The 19,440-nt window shown below is 39.5% G+C and carries 11 protein-coding genes and 1 pseudogene; 10 read left to right on the top strand and 2 right to left on the bottom strand.

What is annotated here, in order from left to right; all coding sequences use genetic code 11:
• Positions 1-74: 74 nt before the first annotated feature.
• Positions 75-1,037, bottom strand: a complete 963-nt coding sequence (locus HT728_RS02640) for an asparaginase (RefSeq protein WP_173233624.1) — start codon at positions 1,035-1,037, stop codon at positions 75-77.
• A 65-nt stretch (positions 1,038-1,102) separates the two neighbouring features.
• Here HT728_RS02640 and HT728_RS02635 point away from each other — a divergent pair, with 65 nt between their 5' ends.
• Entirely contained in the window at positions 1,103-2,494 is a 1,392-nt protein-coding gene (locus HT728_RS02635) for a Cof-type HAD-IIB family hydrolase (protein WP_173233622.1), read from the top strand.
• A gap of 146 nt (positions 2,495-2,640) precedes the next feature.
• Here HT728_RS02635 and HT728_RS02630 read toward each other — a convergent pair whose 3' ends face one another.
• Entirely contained in the window at positions 2,641-3,093 is a 453-nt protein-coding gene (locus HT728_RS02630) for a universal stress protein (RefSeq protein WP_000079148.1), read from the bottom strand.
• Positions 3,094-3,254: 161 nt separating this feature from the next.
• Between HT728_RS02630 and HT728_RS02625 the strand changes: the two genes are divergently transcribed.
• From HT728_RS02625 to HT728_RS02590, 9 genes and pseudogenes are all read left to right on the top strand, one after another.
• A complete protein-coding gene (locus tag HT728_RS02625) occupies positions 3,255-3,557 on the top strand; it encodes a hypothetical protein (RefSeq protein ID WP_173233620.1) in 303 nt (100 codons plus the stop codon).
• A gap of 155 nt (positions 3,558-3,712) precedes the next feature.
• Positions 3,713-4,927, top strand: coding sequence for a pyridoxal phosphate-dependent aminotransferase (locus tag HT728_RS02620; protein WP_000666455.1), 1,215 nt, complete (start codon positions 3,713-3,715; stop codon positions 4,925-4,927).
• 154 nt (positions 4,928-5,081) lie between these two features.
• Entirely contained in the window at positions 5,082-5,216 is a 135-nt protein-coding gene (rpmH, locus tag HT728_RS02615; RefSeq protein ID WP_000831905.1) for a 50S ribosomal protein L34, read from the top strand.
• A gap of 138 nt (positions 5,217-5,354) precedes the next feature.
• On the top strand, positions 5,355-7,319 hold the full coding sequence (locus tag HT728_RS02610; protein ID WP_173233618.1) for a peptide ABC transporter substrate-binding protein: 1,965 nt from the start codon (positions 5,355-5,357) through the stop codon (positions 7,317-7,319).
• 458 nt (positions 7,320-7,777) lie between these two features.
• A pseudogene (locus HT728_RS02605) lies at positions 7,778-15,487 on the top strand (DUF1542 domain-containing protein); the annotation flags it as partial.
• Positions 15,470-16,639 carry a DUF1542 domain-containing protein gene (locus HT728_RS10765; RefSeq protein ID WP_345890023.1) on the top strand — a complete coding sequence of 390 codons (1,170 nt, stop codon included), beginning with the start codon at positions 15,470-15,472 and terminating at the stop codon, positions 16,637-16,639. The pseudogene HT728_RS02605 and the gene HT728_RS10765, both read left to right, overlap by 18 nt.
• Positions 16,640-16,940: 301 nt before the next feature.
• Positions 16,941-17,714 carry a TatD family hydrolase gene (locus HT728_RS02600; RefSeq protein WP_173233614.1) on the top strand — a complete coding sequence of 258 codons (774 nt, stop codon included), beginning with the start codon at positions 16,941-16,943 and terminating at the stop codon, positions 17,712-17,714.
• Positions 17,714-18,274 (top strand): ribonuclease M5, encoded by a 561-nt coding sequence (gene rnmV, locus HT728_RS02595; RefSeq protein ID WP_173233612.1) that lies wholly within the window; start codon positions 17,714-17,716, stop codon positions 18,272-18,274. Before HT728_RS02600 ends, rnmV begins: the two co-directional genes overlap by 1 nt.
• Before the next feature lie 71 nt (positions 18,275-18,345).
• Positions 18,346-19,245 (top strand): XRE family transcriptional regulator, encoded by a 900-nt coding sequence (locus HT728_RS02590; RefSeq protein ID WP_173233610.1) that lies wholly within the window; start codon positions 18,346-18,348, stop codon positions 19,243-19,245.
• The last annotated feature ends 195 nt before the right edge of the window (positions 19,246-19,440 follow it).

Below are 19,440 nucleotides of genomic sequence, written 5' to 3'. Positions count from 1 at the left end.
AGAACTGACGAAGTCAGTAGCCATACATACGGCAAGGCGACGCTGACGTGGTTTGAAGAGATTTTCGAAGAGACTTAGCCTTCCATATAGTCTTTCAAAGCCTGTCCTTTTAGTCCGGCATTGAGGGCAATGAGGAGTTTCAAGCGGGCTTTTTGGGCGTTAAGTTCTTTAACAAAGAAAACGCCTGATTTTTGCAACTGCACGCCCCCACCTTGGTAGGCATAAACAGGCTCAGCGATACCGTTAAAGCATCGTGAAACCAGGGCGACTGGGATTCCTTTTTGCAGAAGGCTTTCTAATTTTTGAGCCGTTTCTTTGGGAATATTACCAGCTCCGAAGGCTTGGATAATCAAACCGTCCAATTGTTTCAAATCCAGCATATCAATCAGCTCATCTGTCATACCAGCATAAGCAGAGATGATAGGGACTAAGCCTTGTATGTGATCAAGGTCAAAGCGGACACGAGGCTCAGCTGTTTTAAAGTAGAGGATTTCGTGTTTCATGATCAGACCAAGTGGTCCGTGTGTTGGAGTCTGGAAGGTGTTGACGTTGGTTGTATGCGTTTTGGTAACATACTTGGCAGCGTGGATTTCATCGTTCATAACGACCAAAACTCCTTTATCAGCAGCCCTGTCATCGCTAGCCACCCTTAAAGCACTCAGATAATTATAAACACCATCACTGCCGAGTTCATTGGAGCTGCGCATTGCCCCTGTTAGAACGATAGGCATATGGGGAACTTCCATGGTATCAAGGAAATAGGCTGTTTCCTCTAAAGTATCGGTTCCGTGTGTGATCACCACTCCATCGTAGTTATCTGCTTCCTCTTTAATTTTCTGGTAGAGAGCCAGCATATGCTTGGGTTTGATATGGGGGCTTGGCAGGTTAAAAAAGTCTAAGGCGTGGACTTGGATTCCTTCAAGTGGGTTGGACACATGATTCATGGGATTATCTGAACTCGTCACAACAGCGCCAGAAGCATCGGCCTGCATGGAAATAGTCCCACCTGTATGTAAAACAAGGATTTTCTTAGGCATGATTTACTCACTCTTTCTGAAATGTGGTATAATCATTGTATCACAAAAGGGGAGATTGGGATAGGATGGAAGTCAAAGCTGTTTTTTTTGATATCGATGGAACCTTGGTCAACGATCGCAAGAGTGTTTTGAAATCCACTAAGGACGCGATTAAGATTGTCAAAGAGCAAGGGGTACTAGTTGGCGTAGCGACAGGGCGAGGACCTTTTTTTGTTAAGGAATTGATGGACGATTTGGATCTGGACTTTGCGGTAACCTATAATGGCCAGTATATCTTTACTAAAGACAGAGTCTTGTTCACGAGCCCTATTTCCAAGTTACATTTGCGCCATCTAATTAGCTATGCTAAAAAAGAGGGCAAGGAGATTGCCTTAGGGACTAAGGATGCCATGTTAGGTTCCAAAATCATGTCTTTTGGTCTGGGAACTTTTTCCCAACGAATCAGTCGCTTCGTTCCCTCTGTTTTAACTCGGACAGTGAGTCAGTCTTTTAATCGAATGGTCAGCAAGGTTGTTCCCCAAAAGGAAGAAGACCTGCTTCATCTGATGAATCAGCCTATCTACCAAGTTTTGATGCTGATGACGCCAGAAGAATCTGAGAAGGCGGCAGCTGATTTTGAAGACTTGAAATTGACACGTAGCAATCCATTTGCAGCGGATGTCATCAATCAAGGAAACTCTAAATTGGAAGGCATACGCCGAGTCGGAAAAGAATACGGCTTTGACCTCAACCAAGTCATGGCCTTTGGTGACTCAGATAACGACCTAGAAATGCTGGCAGGTGTCGGTATGTCGGTCGCTATGGGAAATGGTAGTAGCAGTGTCAAGGAAGTTGCCAAGCACATCACCACTAGCAATCAGCAAGACGGAATCCACAAGGCCTTGGAACATTTTGGTGTTCTGGCCTCAGAAAAAGTCTTTGTCAGCCGTGACTATCATTTCAATAAGGTCAAGACCTTCCACCACATGATGGATGAACGAACCCAAGAAGAACCTCGAGCTTGGGATTTAGAAGGTGCAACCCACAGGGCTGGCTTTAAAATAGAAGAATTGGTGGAGTTTGTTCGAGCTGCCAGCCCTTCTGAAGAGGACTTTGGTCAAGCTCTATCGCAACTTCATCAAGCTCTTGATAAGGCGGCAGATAAGGTAGCCAAGAAGACGCCTGCCCAGCAAGATTTGATAGGGCAGGTGGATGCCTTGATTGACACACTTTACTTCACCTATGGCAGTTTTGTCTTGATGGGAGTGGACCCAGAACGTATTTTTGATATTGTTCATCAGGCCAATATGGGGAAAATTTTTCCAGATGGCAAGGCTCATTTTGATCCAGTGACCCACAAAATCTTAAAACCAGATGATTGGGAAGAAAAATATGCTCCAGAACCTGCTATTAAAAAGGAACTGCAGCGCCAGCTTAAGGCTTATGAACGTCATAAAGAGAGAAATAATACTCAATGAAAATCAAAGAGCAAACTAGGAAACTAGCTGCAGGTTGCTCAAAGCACTGCTTTGAGGTTGTAGATGGACGTTGACGTGGTTTGAAGAGATTTTCGAAGAGTATAAATAGTAAACAAAAAGGAGCGCTGAGCTCCTTTTCTTCGTGATTATAAGGTTTTTTCTTGTTCTCTCACAACCAGCAAATCGACCTTAGCATGGCGGAGGATGTATTCAGATGAAGATCCGACCAAGAGGCGTTCAAAGGCGTTGAGACCAGTTGCGCCAACGAGGATGAGGTCCACTTCTTCTGCATCGGGAATAGTACGTGCCAGTAGGGTCTTTGGATTGCCCATTTCAATGACGATATGAACATCTGCCACACCAGCATCTTTAGCACGTTTTTCGTACTCTTTCATCAGACTTTCAGCGTCGACTTGGAGTTCTTCGTAAACTTCAGCATCAAAGGTGGATACGCTTTGGAGAGCGCGTGTGTCAATGACATGTGCGATGGTGAGTTTAGCGTCGTTTCGTAGAGCAGAATGAACTCCCTTGACAAAAGCCAAGTCCGCTTCTTTAGAACCATCGATTGCGACCATAATATTTTGGTAACGTTGTGCCATAATGAAACCTCCTGAAATTTTCTTACTATAATTGTAAACCTTTTCAATATAGAAGTAAAGCAAAAAAAGTATTTTTTAAAAGAATGTTAGCACTTAAAATCTATATAAATATATGATAAAATAAAAGAAAGGATAGCAGGAAAGAAGTGAAGGGAGGGAGAATGATGAAGCACTCTTTTCAAGAATCAAAAAAATCAAATTTCCTTTATTATGGAATTATCCTAGTGTCAGTCTTGGTAGAAGTTATCATGATCTGGCAATTAGAGAAGCTAATTCCGCTTCTTTATCCAGAGTTTATCGGTTTTTTAGTCTTTCATGTACTCTACCATCTGTTCTTATTCCTAGTTGCAAAACGAAGTGGACGCTTAGATTACTTGATGATATGGGGGCTTTGTCTCATGTTCAATCTTCTCTATGACTCCTTTTTAGGCTTGCTTTTTCTAGGTTTATCTTTTGGTATGTGATGTGTTTTTCGCAAAACACCTGCTATCTCCCCTGTTTGCCCTCGCTTTTAGCGAGGCTTTTCTTCTATACGAAACTAGTAACACGTTTTAGCAAACTTGTCGCATTCTCTTTCTAGTGGTATAATGTTACTATCCTGACGAATTGAGGAAACAAGATGAAAGAATATAACAAGTCTAGTAAGTTAGAGCATGTTGCTTATGATATCCGTGGTCCTGTTTTGGAAGAAGCCATGCGAATGCGAGCAAACGGAGAAAAGATTTTACGTCTGAATACAGGAAATCCAGCAGAATTTGGCTTTACAGCGCCAGACGAGGTCATTCATGACTTGATTATGAATGCGCGTGATAGTGAAGGTTATTCTGACTCCAAAGGGATTTTCTCAGCCCGTAAGGCCATTATGCAGTATTGCCAATTGAAGAAATTCCCAAACGTAGATATTGATGATATCTACCTTGGAAATGGTGTCAGTGAGTTGATTGTCATGTCCATGCAGGGGCTTTTGGACAATGGAGACGAGGTCTTGGTGCCAATGCCAGACTATCCTCTCTGGACAGCAGCTGTCAGCCTAGCTGGGGGAAATGCCGTTCACTATATCTGTGATGAAGCTGCAGAATGGTACCCAGATATTGACGATATTAAGTCAAAAATCACTTCCAATACCAAGGCAATCGTCCTTATCAATCCAAATAATCCAACTGGAGCCCTTTATCCTAAGGAACTCTTGTTGGAGATTATTGAGATTGCCCGTCAAAACGATTTGATTATCTTTGCGGATGAAATTTACGACCGCATGGTCATGGATGGACATGTGCATACGCCTGTGGCGAGCTTGGCACCAGATGTTTTCTGTGTCAGCATGAATGGTCTGTCAAAATCCCATCGTATCGCTGGTTTCCGTGTGGGTTGGATGGTCTTGTCTGGACCTAAGACTCATGTCAAGGGCTATATCGAAGGGCTCAATATGCTATCCAATATGCGCCTTTGCTCTAACGTTTTGGCCCAACAGGTCGTACAAACATCCTTGGGTGGCCACCAATCAGTCGATGAACTGCTTCTTCCTGGTGGACGAATTTACGAGCAAAGAAATTTCATTTACAATGCCATTCAGGATATCCCAGGTTTGTCTGCGGTTAAACCCAAGGCTGGGCTCTATATCTTCCCTAAAATCGATCGCAATATGTACCGTATCGATGATGATGAACAGTTTGTCCTTGATTTCTTGAAACAGGAAAAGGTTCTCTTGGTTCATGGTCGAGGCTTCAACTGGCAGGAACCAGACCACTTCCGTATCGTTTATCTTCCTCGTGTTGATGAACTAGCCCAAATCCAAGAAAAGATGACTCGTTTCTTGAAACAGTATCGTAGATAGGGCTTACATTTGAAAAAGCGCCCAAAAGCTAGAAACATTTGCCTTGAGCTATTGACAAAAGTGAAAGAATCAGATAGAATAGTAAAGTATGTTTAGTAACTGATCACTTTATAGCCGGCTAAACGAATACAAAATCTATGAGGAGGTATTCATCGTGAAACGTACTTATCAACCAAGTAAACTTCGTCGTGCGCGCAAACACGGATTCCGTAACCGTATGTCAACTAAAAACGGTCGTCGCGTATTGGCAGCTCGTCGTCGTAAAGGACGCAAAGTTTTGGCTGCATAATCCAAACGAACCATAACAAAAATCAGTAGGAACTCGAGTCTACTGATTTTTATTTTTGTAAAAAAGTTCAAAAAGGCTTTATATTTTTGCTCAAATGGTGTATAATATTTCACATACTGTAAAAAATGGAGAATAATCATGAAGAAATCAAAAGTTATGCTTTTTGGAGCTATGGCTTTGACAGCAGGTCTAGCTTTAGCAGCGTGTGGGTCTTCCCAATCAAGTAATGCTGAGAAAACCTACTCTTATGTATTTACTAGTAATCCTGATACCTTGGACTACATTACGTCAACACGTGGTTCCACTTCTAGTATTACGACCAACTTGATTGATGGCTTGTTAGAAAATGATAAGTATGGTAATCTCATTCCATCTATGGCTGAGTCATGGACGGTGTCAAAAGATGGTTTGACCTACACTTATAAAATCCGTCAGGGGGCGAAATGGTACACTTCAGAGGGCGAAGAGTATGCGGATGTAACGGCTCATGACTTTGTGACAGGTCTCAAGTATGCAGCTGATAAAAAGGCTGAAAACTTGTACTTGGTTCAAGACTCTATCAAGGGCCTCGCAGACTACGTTGAGGGGGAAACATCTGACTTTGAAACTGTTGGTGTTAAGGCAGTGGATGACTATACTCTTCAATATACTTTGAATAAGCCGGAATCTTACTGGAATTCTAAGACTACTGGGGGCATTTTGAGTCCTGTAAATGAAGCTTTTTTGAAATCTAAGGGAGATGATTTTGGAAGTGTAACACCATCCAGTATCTTGTCAAATGGTCCTTACTTGTTTAAATCTTTCACCTCAAAATCTTTGATTGAATTTGACAAAAACCCTAATTACTGGGATAAGGATAATGTGAAAATTGAGAAAGTGAAGCTCTCTTTCTTTGACGGTTCTGATCAAGATAGTTTAGCGAGAGGATTTTTGGAAGGGAACTACTCGGACGGTCGTATCTTCCCGACAAGCTCAGTGTTTGATCAGTTGAAAAAAGGGAATGAGGACAAAATCACCTACACACCACAAAACTCAATTACCTTCTATTATCTTTTTAACGTTAATCGTCAAAGCTACAAGCAGACCATGAAACAGTCTGATAAGGAAAAGACAGATTCACTTGCGGCCATGCAAAATAAGGATTTCCGTCAGGCTGTCAACTTTGCCTTTGACCGTCATGCTTATGCAGCGCAGACAAATGGTGAAGATGGAGCAGACCGTATCTTGCGTAACACGCTTATCCCAAGTGATTTTGTCCAAATCGGTGGTAAAAATTTTGGAGATATTGTCAATGAAAAGATTATTAACTACGGTACAGAGTGGTCGAATATCAATTTGAATGATGCGCAACCTGCCTTTTTGAATGCTGAAAAAGCCAAAGCAGCATTTGCTAAGGCTAAAGAAACCTTGCAAGCAGAAGGCGTGACCTTCCCAATTCATTTGGATATGCCGGTTGACCAGACGGCTAAGTTAGATGTGCAACAAGCAAGTTCCTTTAAGCAGACGGTGGAAGAAACCCTTGGGGCGGACAACATTGTGATTGACGTGATTCAACTTTCTCCAGACGAGAAGGATCAAGCTACATTCTTTGCAGATACAGCTGAACAAAAGGACTATGACATTGATATTTCAGGTTGGAGCGGAGATTACTCAGATCCGAAAACTTATCTTGATCTCTTGGATCCAGAGTCAGGTTCACAGCTTAACAATATTGGTTTGACTGCTGGAAAAGATAATGAAGTAAAAGAAAAAATTGGACTTTCTGCTTACAAGAAGTTACTAGATGAAGCAGATAGCGAAGTTGCAAATACTCAGGCTCGTTATGAAAAATTTGCTGAAGTCCAAGCTTGGTTGACTGACAGTGCCCTCTTCCTACCAGTTCAAAGTGGTGGTGCTAATCCAATCTTCCGTAAGACTGTACCGTTCACAGGAGCCTTCTCTTTCGTTGGTCATAAGGGAGATGCTGATAATTACAAATATGTTGAACTGCAAAAAGAGCCGGTAACTGCGAAACAGTACCAGGAACTCTATGAAAAATGGCTAAAAGAAAAAGCTGAGTCAAATAAAAAAGCTCAGGAAGATTTGGCTAACCATATTCAATAATATTCCTAGTCATGCTTTTCAGTTAATACTCTTCGAAAATCAAATTCAAACCACGTCAGCGTCGCCTTGCCGTACTCAAGTACAGCCTGCGGCTAGCTTCCTAGTTTGCTCTTTGATTTTCATTGAGTATAAGCATAGTGACTGGTTTCAGAAAAAGGCCTTACCAGACGCTTTTGATTCTGGTAGGGTTTTTGCTTTATTTTATGTTTTTGAATGAGAATCGATTAAAATTTATAAATCTGTATAAGGAATTAGTGACAAAACGATAGCAAATAGGGTAAATTTCTATATATTTTAATTAAAGTAAAAATTAGGCTAAAAGTGGACGGGGGGGGGACTTTATGATATAATGTACGTGTATTCTTATTGCCTAAAGTAGATATATTATAATAAAATTGTATTATAGTGTATTGATTTTTGAATAAGAAGAAATAAAAATAAAAAATGGAGATCAAAGAATGAAGTATAAGAGAACTCAGAAACGCTCTAAGCAAATGTGGCAGCGTGTAGAAAAGTTTTCGATTAGAAAGTTTAGCTTTGGAGCAGCGTCGTGTTTGATAGGGGCATCTTTAGTTGGGGCTGCTATAAATCCGAATATTGTAGATGCGGCATTTAAACAATTAAATGGCGAAGACGGTATTGTATCGTTATATTCTAATTCTGGAGAAACTCCTGAAAGTGCAGACGGTATTGAAATCGGATCAAAAGTAAATGTAGACAAAGAAATTGGAATCGATGTAGACTGGTCAGAATACACTCGAGAAAATCCATTTGTTAAAGTAACTTATACCTATAATGGTGGAGCTGATGGCGAGCGTGTTGCTGGATATGGTGGACACCGTGCTCGTTTTTGGTTCACGACGCCAATAGGATTAAAAGAGCCTAAAGAAATTACTTTAAAGAAAAATGACGGAAACCCAGTGTATGTAATGAAAACATGGGAAGGTAGCCAGAAATTTACTTCGCTATCTAATTCGGTTAACTCACGATTCCAAACAAAGGATGATATTAATAGGGCTTATCGAGACTTAGATTTTCGTGGGGATGATACTAAGTGGGAATCATATAATGATACTACAGGAGAAAATCATAGAGAGTATAGCGGAAGTTTTGCGAATAAGTTTTGGTATCATATTGGGGAAAGAATTTCAGATGATCCATATGAACAAGCTATTTATGAAAGCTTCCGTACAAACACAAAAACGATGTATGTCGATTGGGAACGTGCAGGTATTGATAGAGCAACGATAACAGCTGTATATGAAGTTGCAGATCCAACCCTTGGTAATAATCGTAGCACTTTAGAATTTGGAGCAGGTTTTAGGGTTGGTATCGCTCGAATGATGCAACATTATAAAACAGTGTTAGCGCCAGTTCCAACTTTATATAAATTAAATGAAATTTTTGAGCCATCTGTTCCAACACGTGTCGCAGTAAAAGATACCAATAAACTCACCGAAGAGGAAAAAAAGAATGTTAGGGAAAGACTTTGGGAGGCAAATAAAGAGACTGTAACTTCGGTAGCGAGAACAGGGAAAAATAAATTAATAGAGAATCTTAAGAGTGAAGAAAAAACAGAATCTATTCTTATAGATAATGATGGAACAGCAACAATTATTTATTCTGACAATACTGAAGACGTTATTCCAGGAACATCGCTTGTTTATAAAGTAACGGAAACGAATACGCATAAAGTAGGTGGTGGATATGAGTATGATATTAAACCAATAGCTGTAAAAGATATAAATAGTATAACGGAAGAAGAAAAGAAACGTGCTATTAAGTCATTTTTAGAAGCAAATGGACTTGGGGTATCAAGATTAAAAGGTCATAGCACCAAAGAAGATATTGATTATTCAGAGGGGACAACAGAAGAAAGTACAGGTATTACCTGGTTTGCTTATGATGAAAATAGTGTTAATGGAAAAAATATAGGTACATATATTGGAACTAAAAAAAATAGTTCAACAGTTATGTTATCCAGTGATGCTGGTAATTCAGGTTTATACACTATCCCAACTTCAGACCTTTATTATAAAGAGGGAACTAGTGCGCTAGATTTAGCTAAAAAGGATGCTGAAGCGGCAATTGATAATTTAAATTATTTATCTCCAAAAGAAAAACAAGAATTTAAAGAAAAATTAAAAGATAAAACGACTCAAGAAAGTGTCAATGCTGTTGTAGAAGAAGCTGTTGCTAAAAATAGTGAAAATGAGAAAGCATTAGAAACTAAAAAACGTGAAGTGAAGGAAAAAATTAATAACAATCCTTACTTAACAACAGCAGAGAAAAAAGAACTAGTAGATCAAGTATCGGCAGTAGTAATGACAGATCCAACAGAAGGAACTGCTACGCCAATTGAACATACTAAAGGACTTATTGATAAGATTTTAAATGAATCATTAGAAAAAACGAAAGAAAAAGCTAAAGCAATTATCGATGAAATCGATAAAAAAGATGGTAAAGCCGGATATTTAACTGACCCAACAGCTGACGCATATAAAGAAAGAATTAAGAATGCACCTTCACAAGCTGAAATTACTAAAATAATTGGAGAAGCTCAAGCTCAAGTTTCTAAAAAAGCTCATGATGCTGAAAAAGTTAAAACAGATGCTTTAAAAGATGAGTATAGGAAGAAAATTGATCAGATTCCTGGTTTGACAGATGATGATAGAAATCTATATAAAAATGAGATTGATCACGCAACTACAAGAGACCAATTAGAAGCTATAGTAAAAGATGCGGAAGTAAAAGCGTATCGTGATACAGCAAAAGCAAAAATCGATGCACTTGAACACTTAAATGCTGCACAAAAAGCAGAATTGAAAACACAAGTTGATGCTGCGGGAAGTAAAGCTGAAGTAGATAATATTGTATCAATTGCTCAAGGTTTAGATTCTAAGATGGATTCTCTACAAAAATTAGTAGCAGAAGCTGAAAAAGTAAAAGCCTCTGATAAATATACTAATCCTAGTGTTCCTCAAGATAAGAAAACTGCATTTGATAACGCAAAAGACGCCGCTTCAAAAGTAGCTGACAAAACAACAGATAAACCAGAAAATGCGGCGGGCACATCAGAAGTAGCTACTCTAATTGATAATCTAGCAAAAGCAATTAAAGATTTAACAGGACAAGATGTTGCAGTGCCTGTATCGAAAGATGCTCTAAAAGCAGAATTAGATTTAAACAAAGATGACGCTGTTAAAAAATCACCAGCTTATGCTAAAGAGAAAGATGCCGCTAAGAAAAAAGCTTACGATGATGCTTTAGCAAACGCTCAAAAAGTGTACGATAAGCAAGATGCTACTCAACCACAAGTGGATGAAGCTCTAGACACGCTAAAACAAGCGCGTTTAGCTTTATCAGGTAAAGCAGAAGACTTCACTTTAGGAGTGAAAGAGGGAGCAGCAAAAATATCTGTTGTACCTAAAGTAGGAGACTCATTACCTGAAAAAGATCAGTCGACTGTTAAAGCGAAACTAACTGCAAATGGTAAAGAGTTAGATGATACTTATTCTGTAGAATATGGAGAAATTACAGAAAAAGGCGGCAAGACAGTTGTTCCAGTAACAGTAACTCATGATGGTATTACAAGAACAGTTGACGTACCAGTAGAAGGAACTGATGCTGCAAAATCTCCACTAAATGATCCAGAAAAAGTAAAAGTTAATAATATTGCTAATTTATCAGAAGATGAAAAAGCAGCCGTTAAAGCAGCAGTTAAGAAAGCAAACACAAATTTAACTGATGATCAAATTTCAGTAGACAATACAGGGAAAGTAACTGTAACGTACTCTGACAAATCACAAAATGAACTGCCTGCATCTAAGACTGTAGAAGCGAAAACTGAAGCAGAAAAAGCATTAGACAAAGCTAAAGAACAAGCGAAATCTGACTTAACAGCAGCAGCTAACAAAGAAAAAGCAGAAATTGAAGCAGACAAAAACTTAACAGAAGATCAAAAGAAAACTGAAAAAGACAAAGTTGATAAAGTTAAGGAAGAACAAGAAAAAAATATCGATAAAGCGACAACGCCAGAAGATGTAACAAAAGCAACAGAAGACGGTAAGAAAGCAATTGCTGAAGTTCACCAAACAGAGTTAGACAAAGCCAAAGAGCAAGCGAAATCTGACTTAACAGAAGCAGCTAACAAAGAAAAAGCAGAAATCGAATCAGACAAGACCTTAACAGAAGATCAGAAGAAAGCTGAAAAAGCAAAAGTCGATGAAGCTAAGAAAGCTGCAGAGTCTAACATCGATAAAGCTGGAACAACTGATGAAGTAGCGAAAGCAACAGAAGCAGGTAAGAAAGCAATTGATGCTGTTCATAAAACTAATGCTGAGCAAGCAACTCCAAATGTAAAAGATTCAGTAACTGAAGCAGGAGGAGTTCCAGTAAGTGTTGACCCATCTAACGCTCCTAAAGTAGCAGAAGCAGATAAAAAAGCTATTACAGATGCTGTAGAAGTACCAAAAGACCAACCACAACCGACAGACAAACAAGTCAAAAATGACGGAAAAATTGTGAATGGAACAGGTGCAAATGAAGGTAAGAAAGTAGTTGTAGTAGAAGTTACTTATGGTGACGGATCAAAAGACGAAATCGAAGTACCTGTAAGAAAAGCAACTGATCAGGAAAAAGCAAAAGCTGACCTAACAAAAGCAGCAGATGCTGAAAAGGCAGAAATTGATGAAGACAATGCATTATCTAAAAAAGAAAAAAAAGCATTGAAGAAACAAGTTGATGAACTGAAAGCAAAACACGAAGAAAACATCAACAATGCAACTTCACCAGAAGCTATAGCGTCAGCCACAGAAAAAGGTAGACAAGAAATTGCTGCTGTTCATACTCCACAAGATATTACAGAAACAGCTAAGAGAAAGTTAACTCCACCAAAAGAAAGAGTTAAGGTCACAGATATCAATCATTTAACAGATGAAGAGAAAGAAGCTGTTAAAAAAGCGATTGTGGCGACTAACCCTTCATTAGAAGAATCTGAAATCTATGTGAGTGATAAGGGAGATGTAGCTTCTCCTAAAGGTTACTTGGAAGCAGAAAAAGTTGTTGTTCAAGCATTAAACAAACCAGCGACACCAGTTGTAGTGGCTGATCCAAATCATTTAACAAATGATGAAAAGGAAAAAGTGAAAGAAGCTGTAGCCAACGCAAATCCTGGTCTAAACAAAGATGATATTACAGTCGATGATAAAGGTAATGTAACAACTAAGGATGGCGATAAATTACTTGCAAAAGATGTAGTAACTCCAGCCCTGAACAAACCAACAACACCAGTTGTAGTTGGAAATCCTAATGCTTTAACAGAAAAAGAAAAAGAGGACATTAGGGATGCTGTCGCAGCTGCAAATCCAGGTTTAAACAAAGGTGATGTTACAGTAGATAACCAAGGAAATGTTAAAACTCCAAAAGGAAATCTACCAAAAGAAGATGTTGTAACGACAGTCTTAAATAAACCAAATAAACTTGTTGAAGTAGAAAATCCAAATAGCTTAACAGTTAAAGAAAAAGAAGCCGTTAAGAAAGCTGTTGTAGAGGCAAATCCAGGTTTAACTGAAGATAAAGTCAAAGTTGACGATCAAGGAAATGTCACAACACCACAAGGTAACTTGCCAGCAAAAGATGTTGTAACTTCTACCTTGAAGAAACCAACAACCCCAGTTGAAGTTGTTAATCCATCTAAACTGACAGAACCAGAGAAATCTAAGATTGTAGAAGAGATTATTAAAAATAATCCTGATTTAGCGGATAAAAAAGATAAAATTAACGTTGATGATCAAGGCAATGTTGAAACACCAAAAGGTAATTTACCAGCAGAGGATGTAGTGACACCAGCTTTGAAAAAACCGACAAAACTTGTCCCTGTTAAAGATGTCCATAGCTTAACAGAAGCAGAAAAAGACGCTGTTAAGGATGCTGTTGTAGCTGCAAATCCAGGCTTAAACAAGGACGATGTCAAGGTTGATGGTCAAGGCAATGTTGAAACGCCAAGAGGTAATTTACTGGCAGGAGAAGTTGTAACTCCAGCCTTGAAGAAACCAACAACACCAGTTGTAGTTGGAAATCCTAATGCTTTAACAGAAAAAGAAAAAGAGGACATTAAGGATGCTGTTGTAGCTGCAAATCCAGGATTAAACAAGGATGATGTTAAGGTTGATGGTCAAGGTAATGTTGAAACACCACAAGGTAATTTACCAGCAAAAGATGTAGTAACACCAGCTTTGAAGAAACCTGTCACACCTGTAGGAGTTAAAGATTCGAATAACTTAACAGACAAAGAAAAAGAAGATGTTAAGAAAGCTATTATTGAAGCAAATCCAGGCTTAAACAAGGACGATGTCAAGGTTGATGGTCAAGGCAATGTTGAAACTCCAAACGGAAATCTACCAAAAGAAGATGTAGTAGTACAAACTGCTAAAGGGCAATCAACAAGTATCTTCAAACCAGAGTTAGACTTACAAACTGCTTTAGTATCAGGAAAAGTAACTGTAGAAAAAGGTAAAGGCTTAACTGACAAAGAAATCCTAAAACAATTAGCACTAGCTGATGGAGTAACAGCGAAAGTTATTTCTAAACCAACTACAACTGAAACAGGAACTAAAGAAGCAGAAGTGGAAGTAACCCTAGCGAATGGCACTAAAGTAACTGTAAAAGTACCGGTTGAAGTAGTTGATTCCTTAGGCATAGCTGATAAAGATAATGATCTTGCTAAGGCGAAAGAAGATGCTAAAAAACAAGTAGAAGAAGCTGCCAAAGCTAAAATCACTGAAATCAAGAAGGATACAGGTTTAACTGAAGAGCAAAAACAAAAAGCTGAAGAAGCAATCAATAAAGCCAAAGAAGATGCTAACAAAGCTATTGACCAAGCATCATCAGCAGGAACAGCTAAACAAATTGCAGATCAAGCAAAAGAAAATATTGAAAAATATGATCCAAAAGCTGATACAGAAGTTAAGAAACCAGATGTAACAAACCTTGATGAAGAAAAAGCGAAAGCAAAAGCTGAGATACTAGAAGAAGCTCAAAAACGCATTGACGAAATCAAGAACAATAAAGATTTATCAGACGAAGCGAAACAAAAAGCTATCGAAGAAATCAATAAGGCTAAAGATAAAGCGATTGAAGACATCAACAAAGGTCAATCTAAAGATGAAATCAACGCGGCGAAAGAAGCTGGTATTCATAAGATAAATGAAGTTCAACCAGATGGCTCTATTGCATCTAAATTCGAACCGAAAGTTCCTGAAAACAAAGTGGAAGTGGGAAATCCAGCAAAACTTTCAGATGAAGAAAGAGAACAAGTTCGTCAAAACATCGAAGGAGCTAACACATTCCCAGATGGAACAACAGTAGAAGTAAAACCAGATGGAACAGCTGTTATCACATATAAAGATGGTTCAAGCGATACGATTTCTAAAGATAAATTAGTAACGCCAGCTAACAAAGAGGCAGGAACAATCGCGTCAAGAACCGAGCCAGTTATCCCAGGAAAAACACAAGTAGGAAATACTACGAAGTTAACACCTGCAGAACAAGCTACAGTTAAAAAAGCGGTTGAGGAAGCGAACAACTTCCCAGCAGGAACTACGGTAGAAGTAAGACCTGATGGAACAGTAGTCATCACCTATCCAGATAAATCTGTAGACACAATAACAGGGGATAAACTTGTTGAAAAAGGAAGCAAACAAGAAACTCCAAAAGTTCAGACAGATGCAGAGAAGAACCCAGCGCAAGTTCCAGGAAACTTTGTACCTGTTGAAAATACTCACAACTTGACACAGACGGAGCAAGATACTGTAGCAGCTAAGGTTAAAGAAGCAAATCCAGCGGCGACAGATGTTAAGGTATCTAAAGATGGAACAGCAAGGCTAACATATGGAGATGGTTCAGTCAATACAATCCCAGGAACCAGTCTAGTAGTAGCCAAAGATACTGACAATGAAGCTTCAACACAAGCCGCGCAAAATCCAGCTGTGGTGCCAGCAACTACAGAAGTTGGAAATGCTCACAGCTTAACACCTGAGGAACAAGCTGCAGTAACAGCTAAAGTACAAGCAGCCAACCCAGCGGCGACAGTTATAGTATCTAAAGACGGAACAGCGACATTGACATACTCAGATGGTTCAGTAAACACAATTCCAGGAACCAGTCTAGTAGTTCAAAAAGAGGAAACTTCAACACCAGAGCAACCAACAATCGCTGAGAAGACAAAAGTAATCCTCCCAGCTAACCCTACAAAAGTAGCAGAAGCTACAAGATTAACAGATGCAGAAAAAGAAGCTGTTAAAAAAGCTGTAGTAGATGCAAATGGATTCGGAAGCGATGTTAAAGTTGAAGTAGCTGGAGATGGCACAGCGACAATCGTCTTTAAAGATGGTTCAGCTATTACAATTCCAGGCAATCAATTGGTAGCACAAGATCCAAAAGCACAAGATAGCACTAAACCGACTGCTGAAAAATCAACTGTTAAAGCGCCTGCTCAAAGAGTAGATGTAAAAGATATAACTCATTTAACAGACGAAGAAAAAGAAAAAGTTAAGGTTGCTATTTTACAAGCAAATGGTTCAGCATTAGACGGAGCGACAATCAATGTAGCTGGAGATGGTACAGCAACAATCACATTCCCAGATGGTTCAGTAGTGACGATTCTAGGAAAAGATACAGTTCAACAATCTGCCAAAGGTAAATCTGTAACTCAAGAAACTACACCAGAGTATAAGCCAGAAACTACACCGGGTGGAGATAATGGAGGCAATACTGGAAGCTCAGATGCTAATGCGAATGCAGGCAGTGGTAGCCAGGCAGGCGGACAAGCTAACACAGGTTCACAAAACTCAGCTCAATCACAAGCTTCTAAGCAATTAGCTACTGAAAAAGAATCAGCTAAAAAGGCCATTGAAAAAGCTGCTAAGGACAAGCAGGATGAAATCAAAGGCTCACCGCTTTCTGATAAAGAAAAAGCAGAACTTTTAGCAAGAGTGGAAGCAGAAAAACAAGCAGCTCTCAAAGAGATTGAAAATGCGAAAACTGTGGAAGATGTGAAGGAAGCAGAAACGATTGGAGTGCAAGCCATTGCCATGGTTACAGTTCCTAAGAGACCAGTGGCTCCTAATGCTGCTCCTCAGGCAACAAGTGCACCGCAAGCAACTGCAGGAACAATGCAAGATGTTACCTACCAGTCACCTGCTAGAAAACAATTACCTAACACAGGTTCAGCATCAAGTGCAGCACTTGCTAGTCTTGGCCTAGTGGCGGCAACCAGTGGTTTTGCTTTGCTAGGAAGAAAGGCTAGACGTAGAAAATAGGACAGCTAAAAAATTCTATTCTCTACTTAAAGTTAGATTATAAGGGGGATTTTGAGAAGTCATCAATCCTAGTGATGGGTGAGAGAAGAGAGAACCCAAGATAATCACACGCTTTAGCTGAATAGGGATATTCTATCAATGTAACCAGTCTCTTTCGTCTCTAACTGTGGGACAGGAGATGGGCAATATCTAGTAGAAAAGCTAGCAGAATAGCTCTATTAAAGAGAGGAGGGAAACCGAAAAATTGGGTGCCCCTCCTCTTTTTTGGTATAATAGAAGATAGAAAACGAGGTTAGAAGAGATGATTTTTGACACACATACACACTTGAATGTAGAAGAATTTGCTGGACGTGAGGCAGAAGAAATTGCCTTGGCTGCTGAGATGGGTGTGACGCAGATGAATATTGTTGGTTTTGATCAACCGACGATTGAGCGTGCTTTGGAGTTGGTAGATGAGTATGACCAGCTCTATGCGACTATTGGTTGGCATCCGACAGAAGCAGGGACTTATACGGAGGAAGTCGAGGCTTACTTGTTGGATAAGTTAAAACACCCCAAGGTTGTGGCTTTAGGTGAGATTGGTTTAGACTACCATTGGATGACAGCGCCAAAAGAGGTGCAGGAGCAGGTTTTTCGCCGTCAGATTCAGCTATCTAAGGACTTGGATTTGCCTTTTGTTGTCCATACCCGTGATGCGCTGGAAGATACTTATGAGATTATCAAGAGTGAGGGAGTTGGTTCTCGGGGTGGCATCATGCATTCTTTCTCAGGGACGCTTGAGTGGGCAGAGAAGTTTGTCGCGCTTGGCATGACCATTTCCTTCTCAGGAGTGGTAACTTTCAAGAAGGCAACTGACATCCAAGAAGCAGCTAAAGAGTTACCTTTGGACAAGATTTTGGTGGAAACGGATGCGCCTTACTTAGCACCTGTACCCAAGCGTGGTCGTGAAAATAAAACAGCCTACACTCGCTATGTGGTGGACTTTATAGCGAGTTTGCGTGACATGACTACAGAAGAGCTAGCGGCGGTAACAACTGCAAATGCAGAGCACATTTTTGGATTGGACAACAAGTAATGAAAGAAAAAATTTCCCAAGTTATCGTGGTCGAAGGGCGCGATGATACGGCCAATCTCAAACGTTACTTCGAGGTAGAGACCTATGAGACACGAGGTTCTGCTATCAATGACCAGGATCTAGAGCGGATTCAGCGCCTGCACCAACGTCATGGAGTCATTGTCTTTACAGACCCAGATTTTAATGGGGAACGGATTCGGCGCATGATTATGACGGCCGTTCCAACAGTTCAGCATGCCTTCCTCAAACGAGATGAAGCTGTTCCTAAGTCCAAAACCAAGGGGCGTTCTCTGGGAATTGAGCATGCCAGCTATGAAGACCTGAAAACGGCTCTAGCTCAGGTGACAGAACAATTTGAACATGAGAGTCAGTTTGACATCAGTCGTAGCGACTTGATTCGCCTTGGTTTTCTAGCGGGGGCAGACAGCCGTAAGCGACGAGAATATCTGGGAGAGGCTCTCCGAATCGGCTATTCCAACGGCAAGCAACTCCTCAAACGCCTAGAGTTGTTTGGGGTCACCTTGGCAGAAGTGGAAGAAGCTATGAAATCTTATGAGTAGGAAAGATGTAGCTGTTACAATTTTTTAAGTTTCACAGTATTTTTCGAAGTAGGTAGAAGAGGAGACGTCTGATGTTAATTGGTCAAAAAATTAAAGAGATTCGGACAGAAAAAGGAATTAGTCGTCCAGATTTTTGTGGAGATGAGCAAGAACTGACAGTTCGTCAACTGTCGCGAATTGAAAGTGGAGCTTCGCAACCAAGTTTGCCCAAGTTAGACTATATTGCTCGCCGGTTAGGAGTTCCAGCTTATAGCCTTATGCCGGATTTTTCAGCTCTTCCTTCTGCTTATTTAGAATTGAAATACCAGATTTTACGTGAACCAATCTATGGTAAAGAAGAGGAGTATGATAAGAAAGAAGCGTGTTTGGAAGAGATTTATAAAACATACTTTGATAATCTTCCTAAAGAGGAACAATTAGCATGTGAAGTATTGCAGGCGTGTTTGGATACTTCTAGAACTAGAAGGCCTGAATACGCAGAGTTAATACTTGAGGAACATATGCCTCAGATTATAGAAAAAGAAGCTTATTCAATAAATGATATGTTGTTGATTCGTTTGTTTTTTTATCAAATGCTTATTAGAAAAGATCTTGCCAAATTTGTGAATCAAATCGAAAAGCTAATGCTCTTTCTTTTAGAACAGAAGAAGGTAACTCAAATAGAGAATTACTTTATAATTAGAGATACTCTTATTTCAGGAATGTGTTGTCTTGAAAAGGTAGGAGTAACTGATTGTTTTAATGATTATCTATCGTGTTTACAAGAAATTATGGATAAAACTCAAGATTATCAAAAGAAACCTCTTGTATTTATGTTTTTGTGGAAGCAAGCATTAAGAGAAGAAAGAGATTTTAGTTTAGCTGAATCATTTTATCAGTCTTCTAAAACATTTGCGCAGCTAATTGGAGATGAATTTCTAGTAAAGAAATTGACAGAGGAATGGCAAGAGGATGTAAAAAAATATTTATAAACATAGTGAAACAATGACAAAAATGTCCTTGTTCTTGCATCAAAACAGTTTTAAAGTTCGTCTTTAGAGCTGTTTTTTAGATATGAGCCAAAAATAATATGAAATAGTTAGATTTTAAGGACATTGATGTCCTTGATAGTTCTTGAAAAAACGGATATAATATATTTAAAGATGTTGCTAGTAGAAAGAACTTAA

The sequence above is a fragment of the Streptococcus sp. 544 genome, assembly GCF_013277385.1.
In the GTDB taxonomy this organism is placed as follows: domain Bacteria; phylum Bacillota; class Bacilli; order Lactobacillales; family Streptococcaceae; genus Streptococcus; species Streptococcus mitis_BA.
Note: the sequence above shows the minus strand (reverse complement) of the source record. Positions and strands in the feature narration are given on the sequence as shown.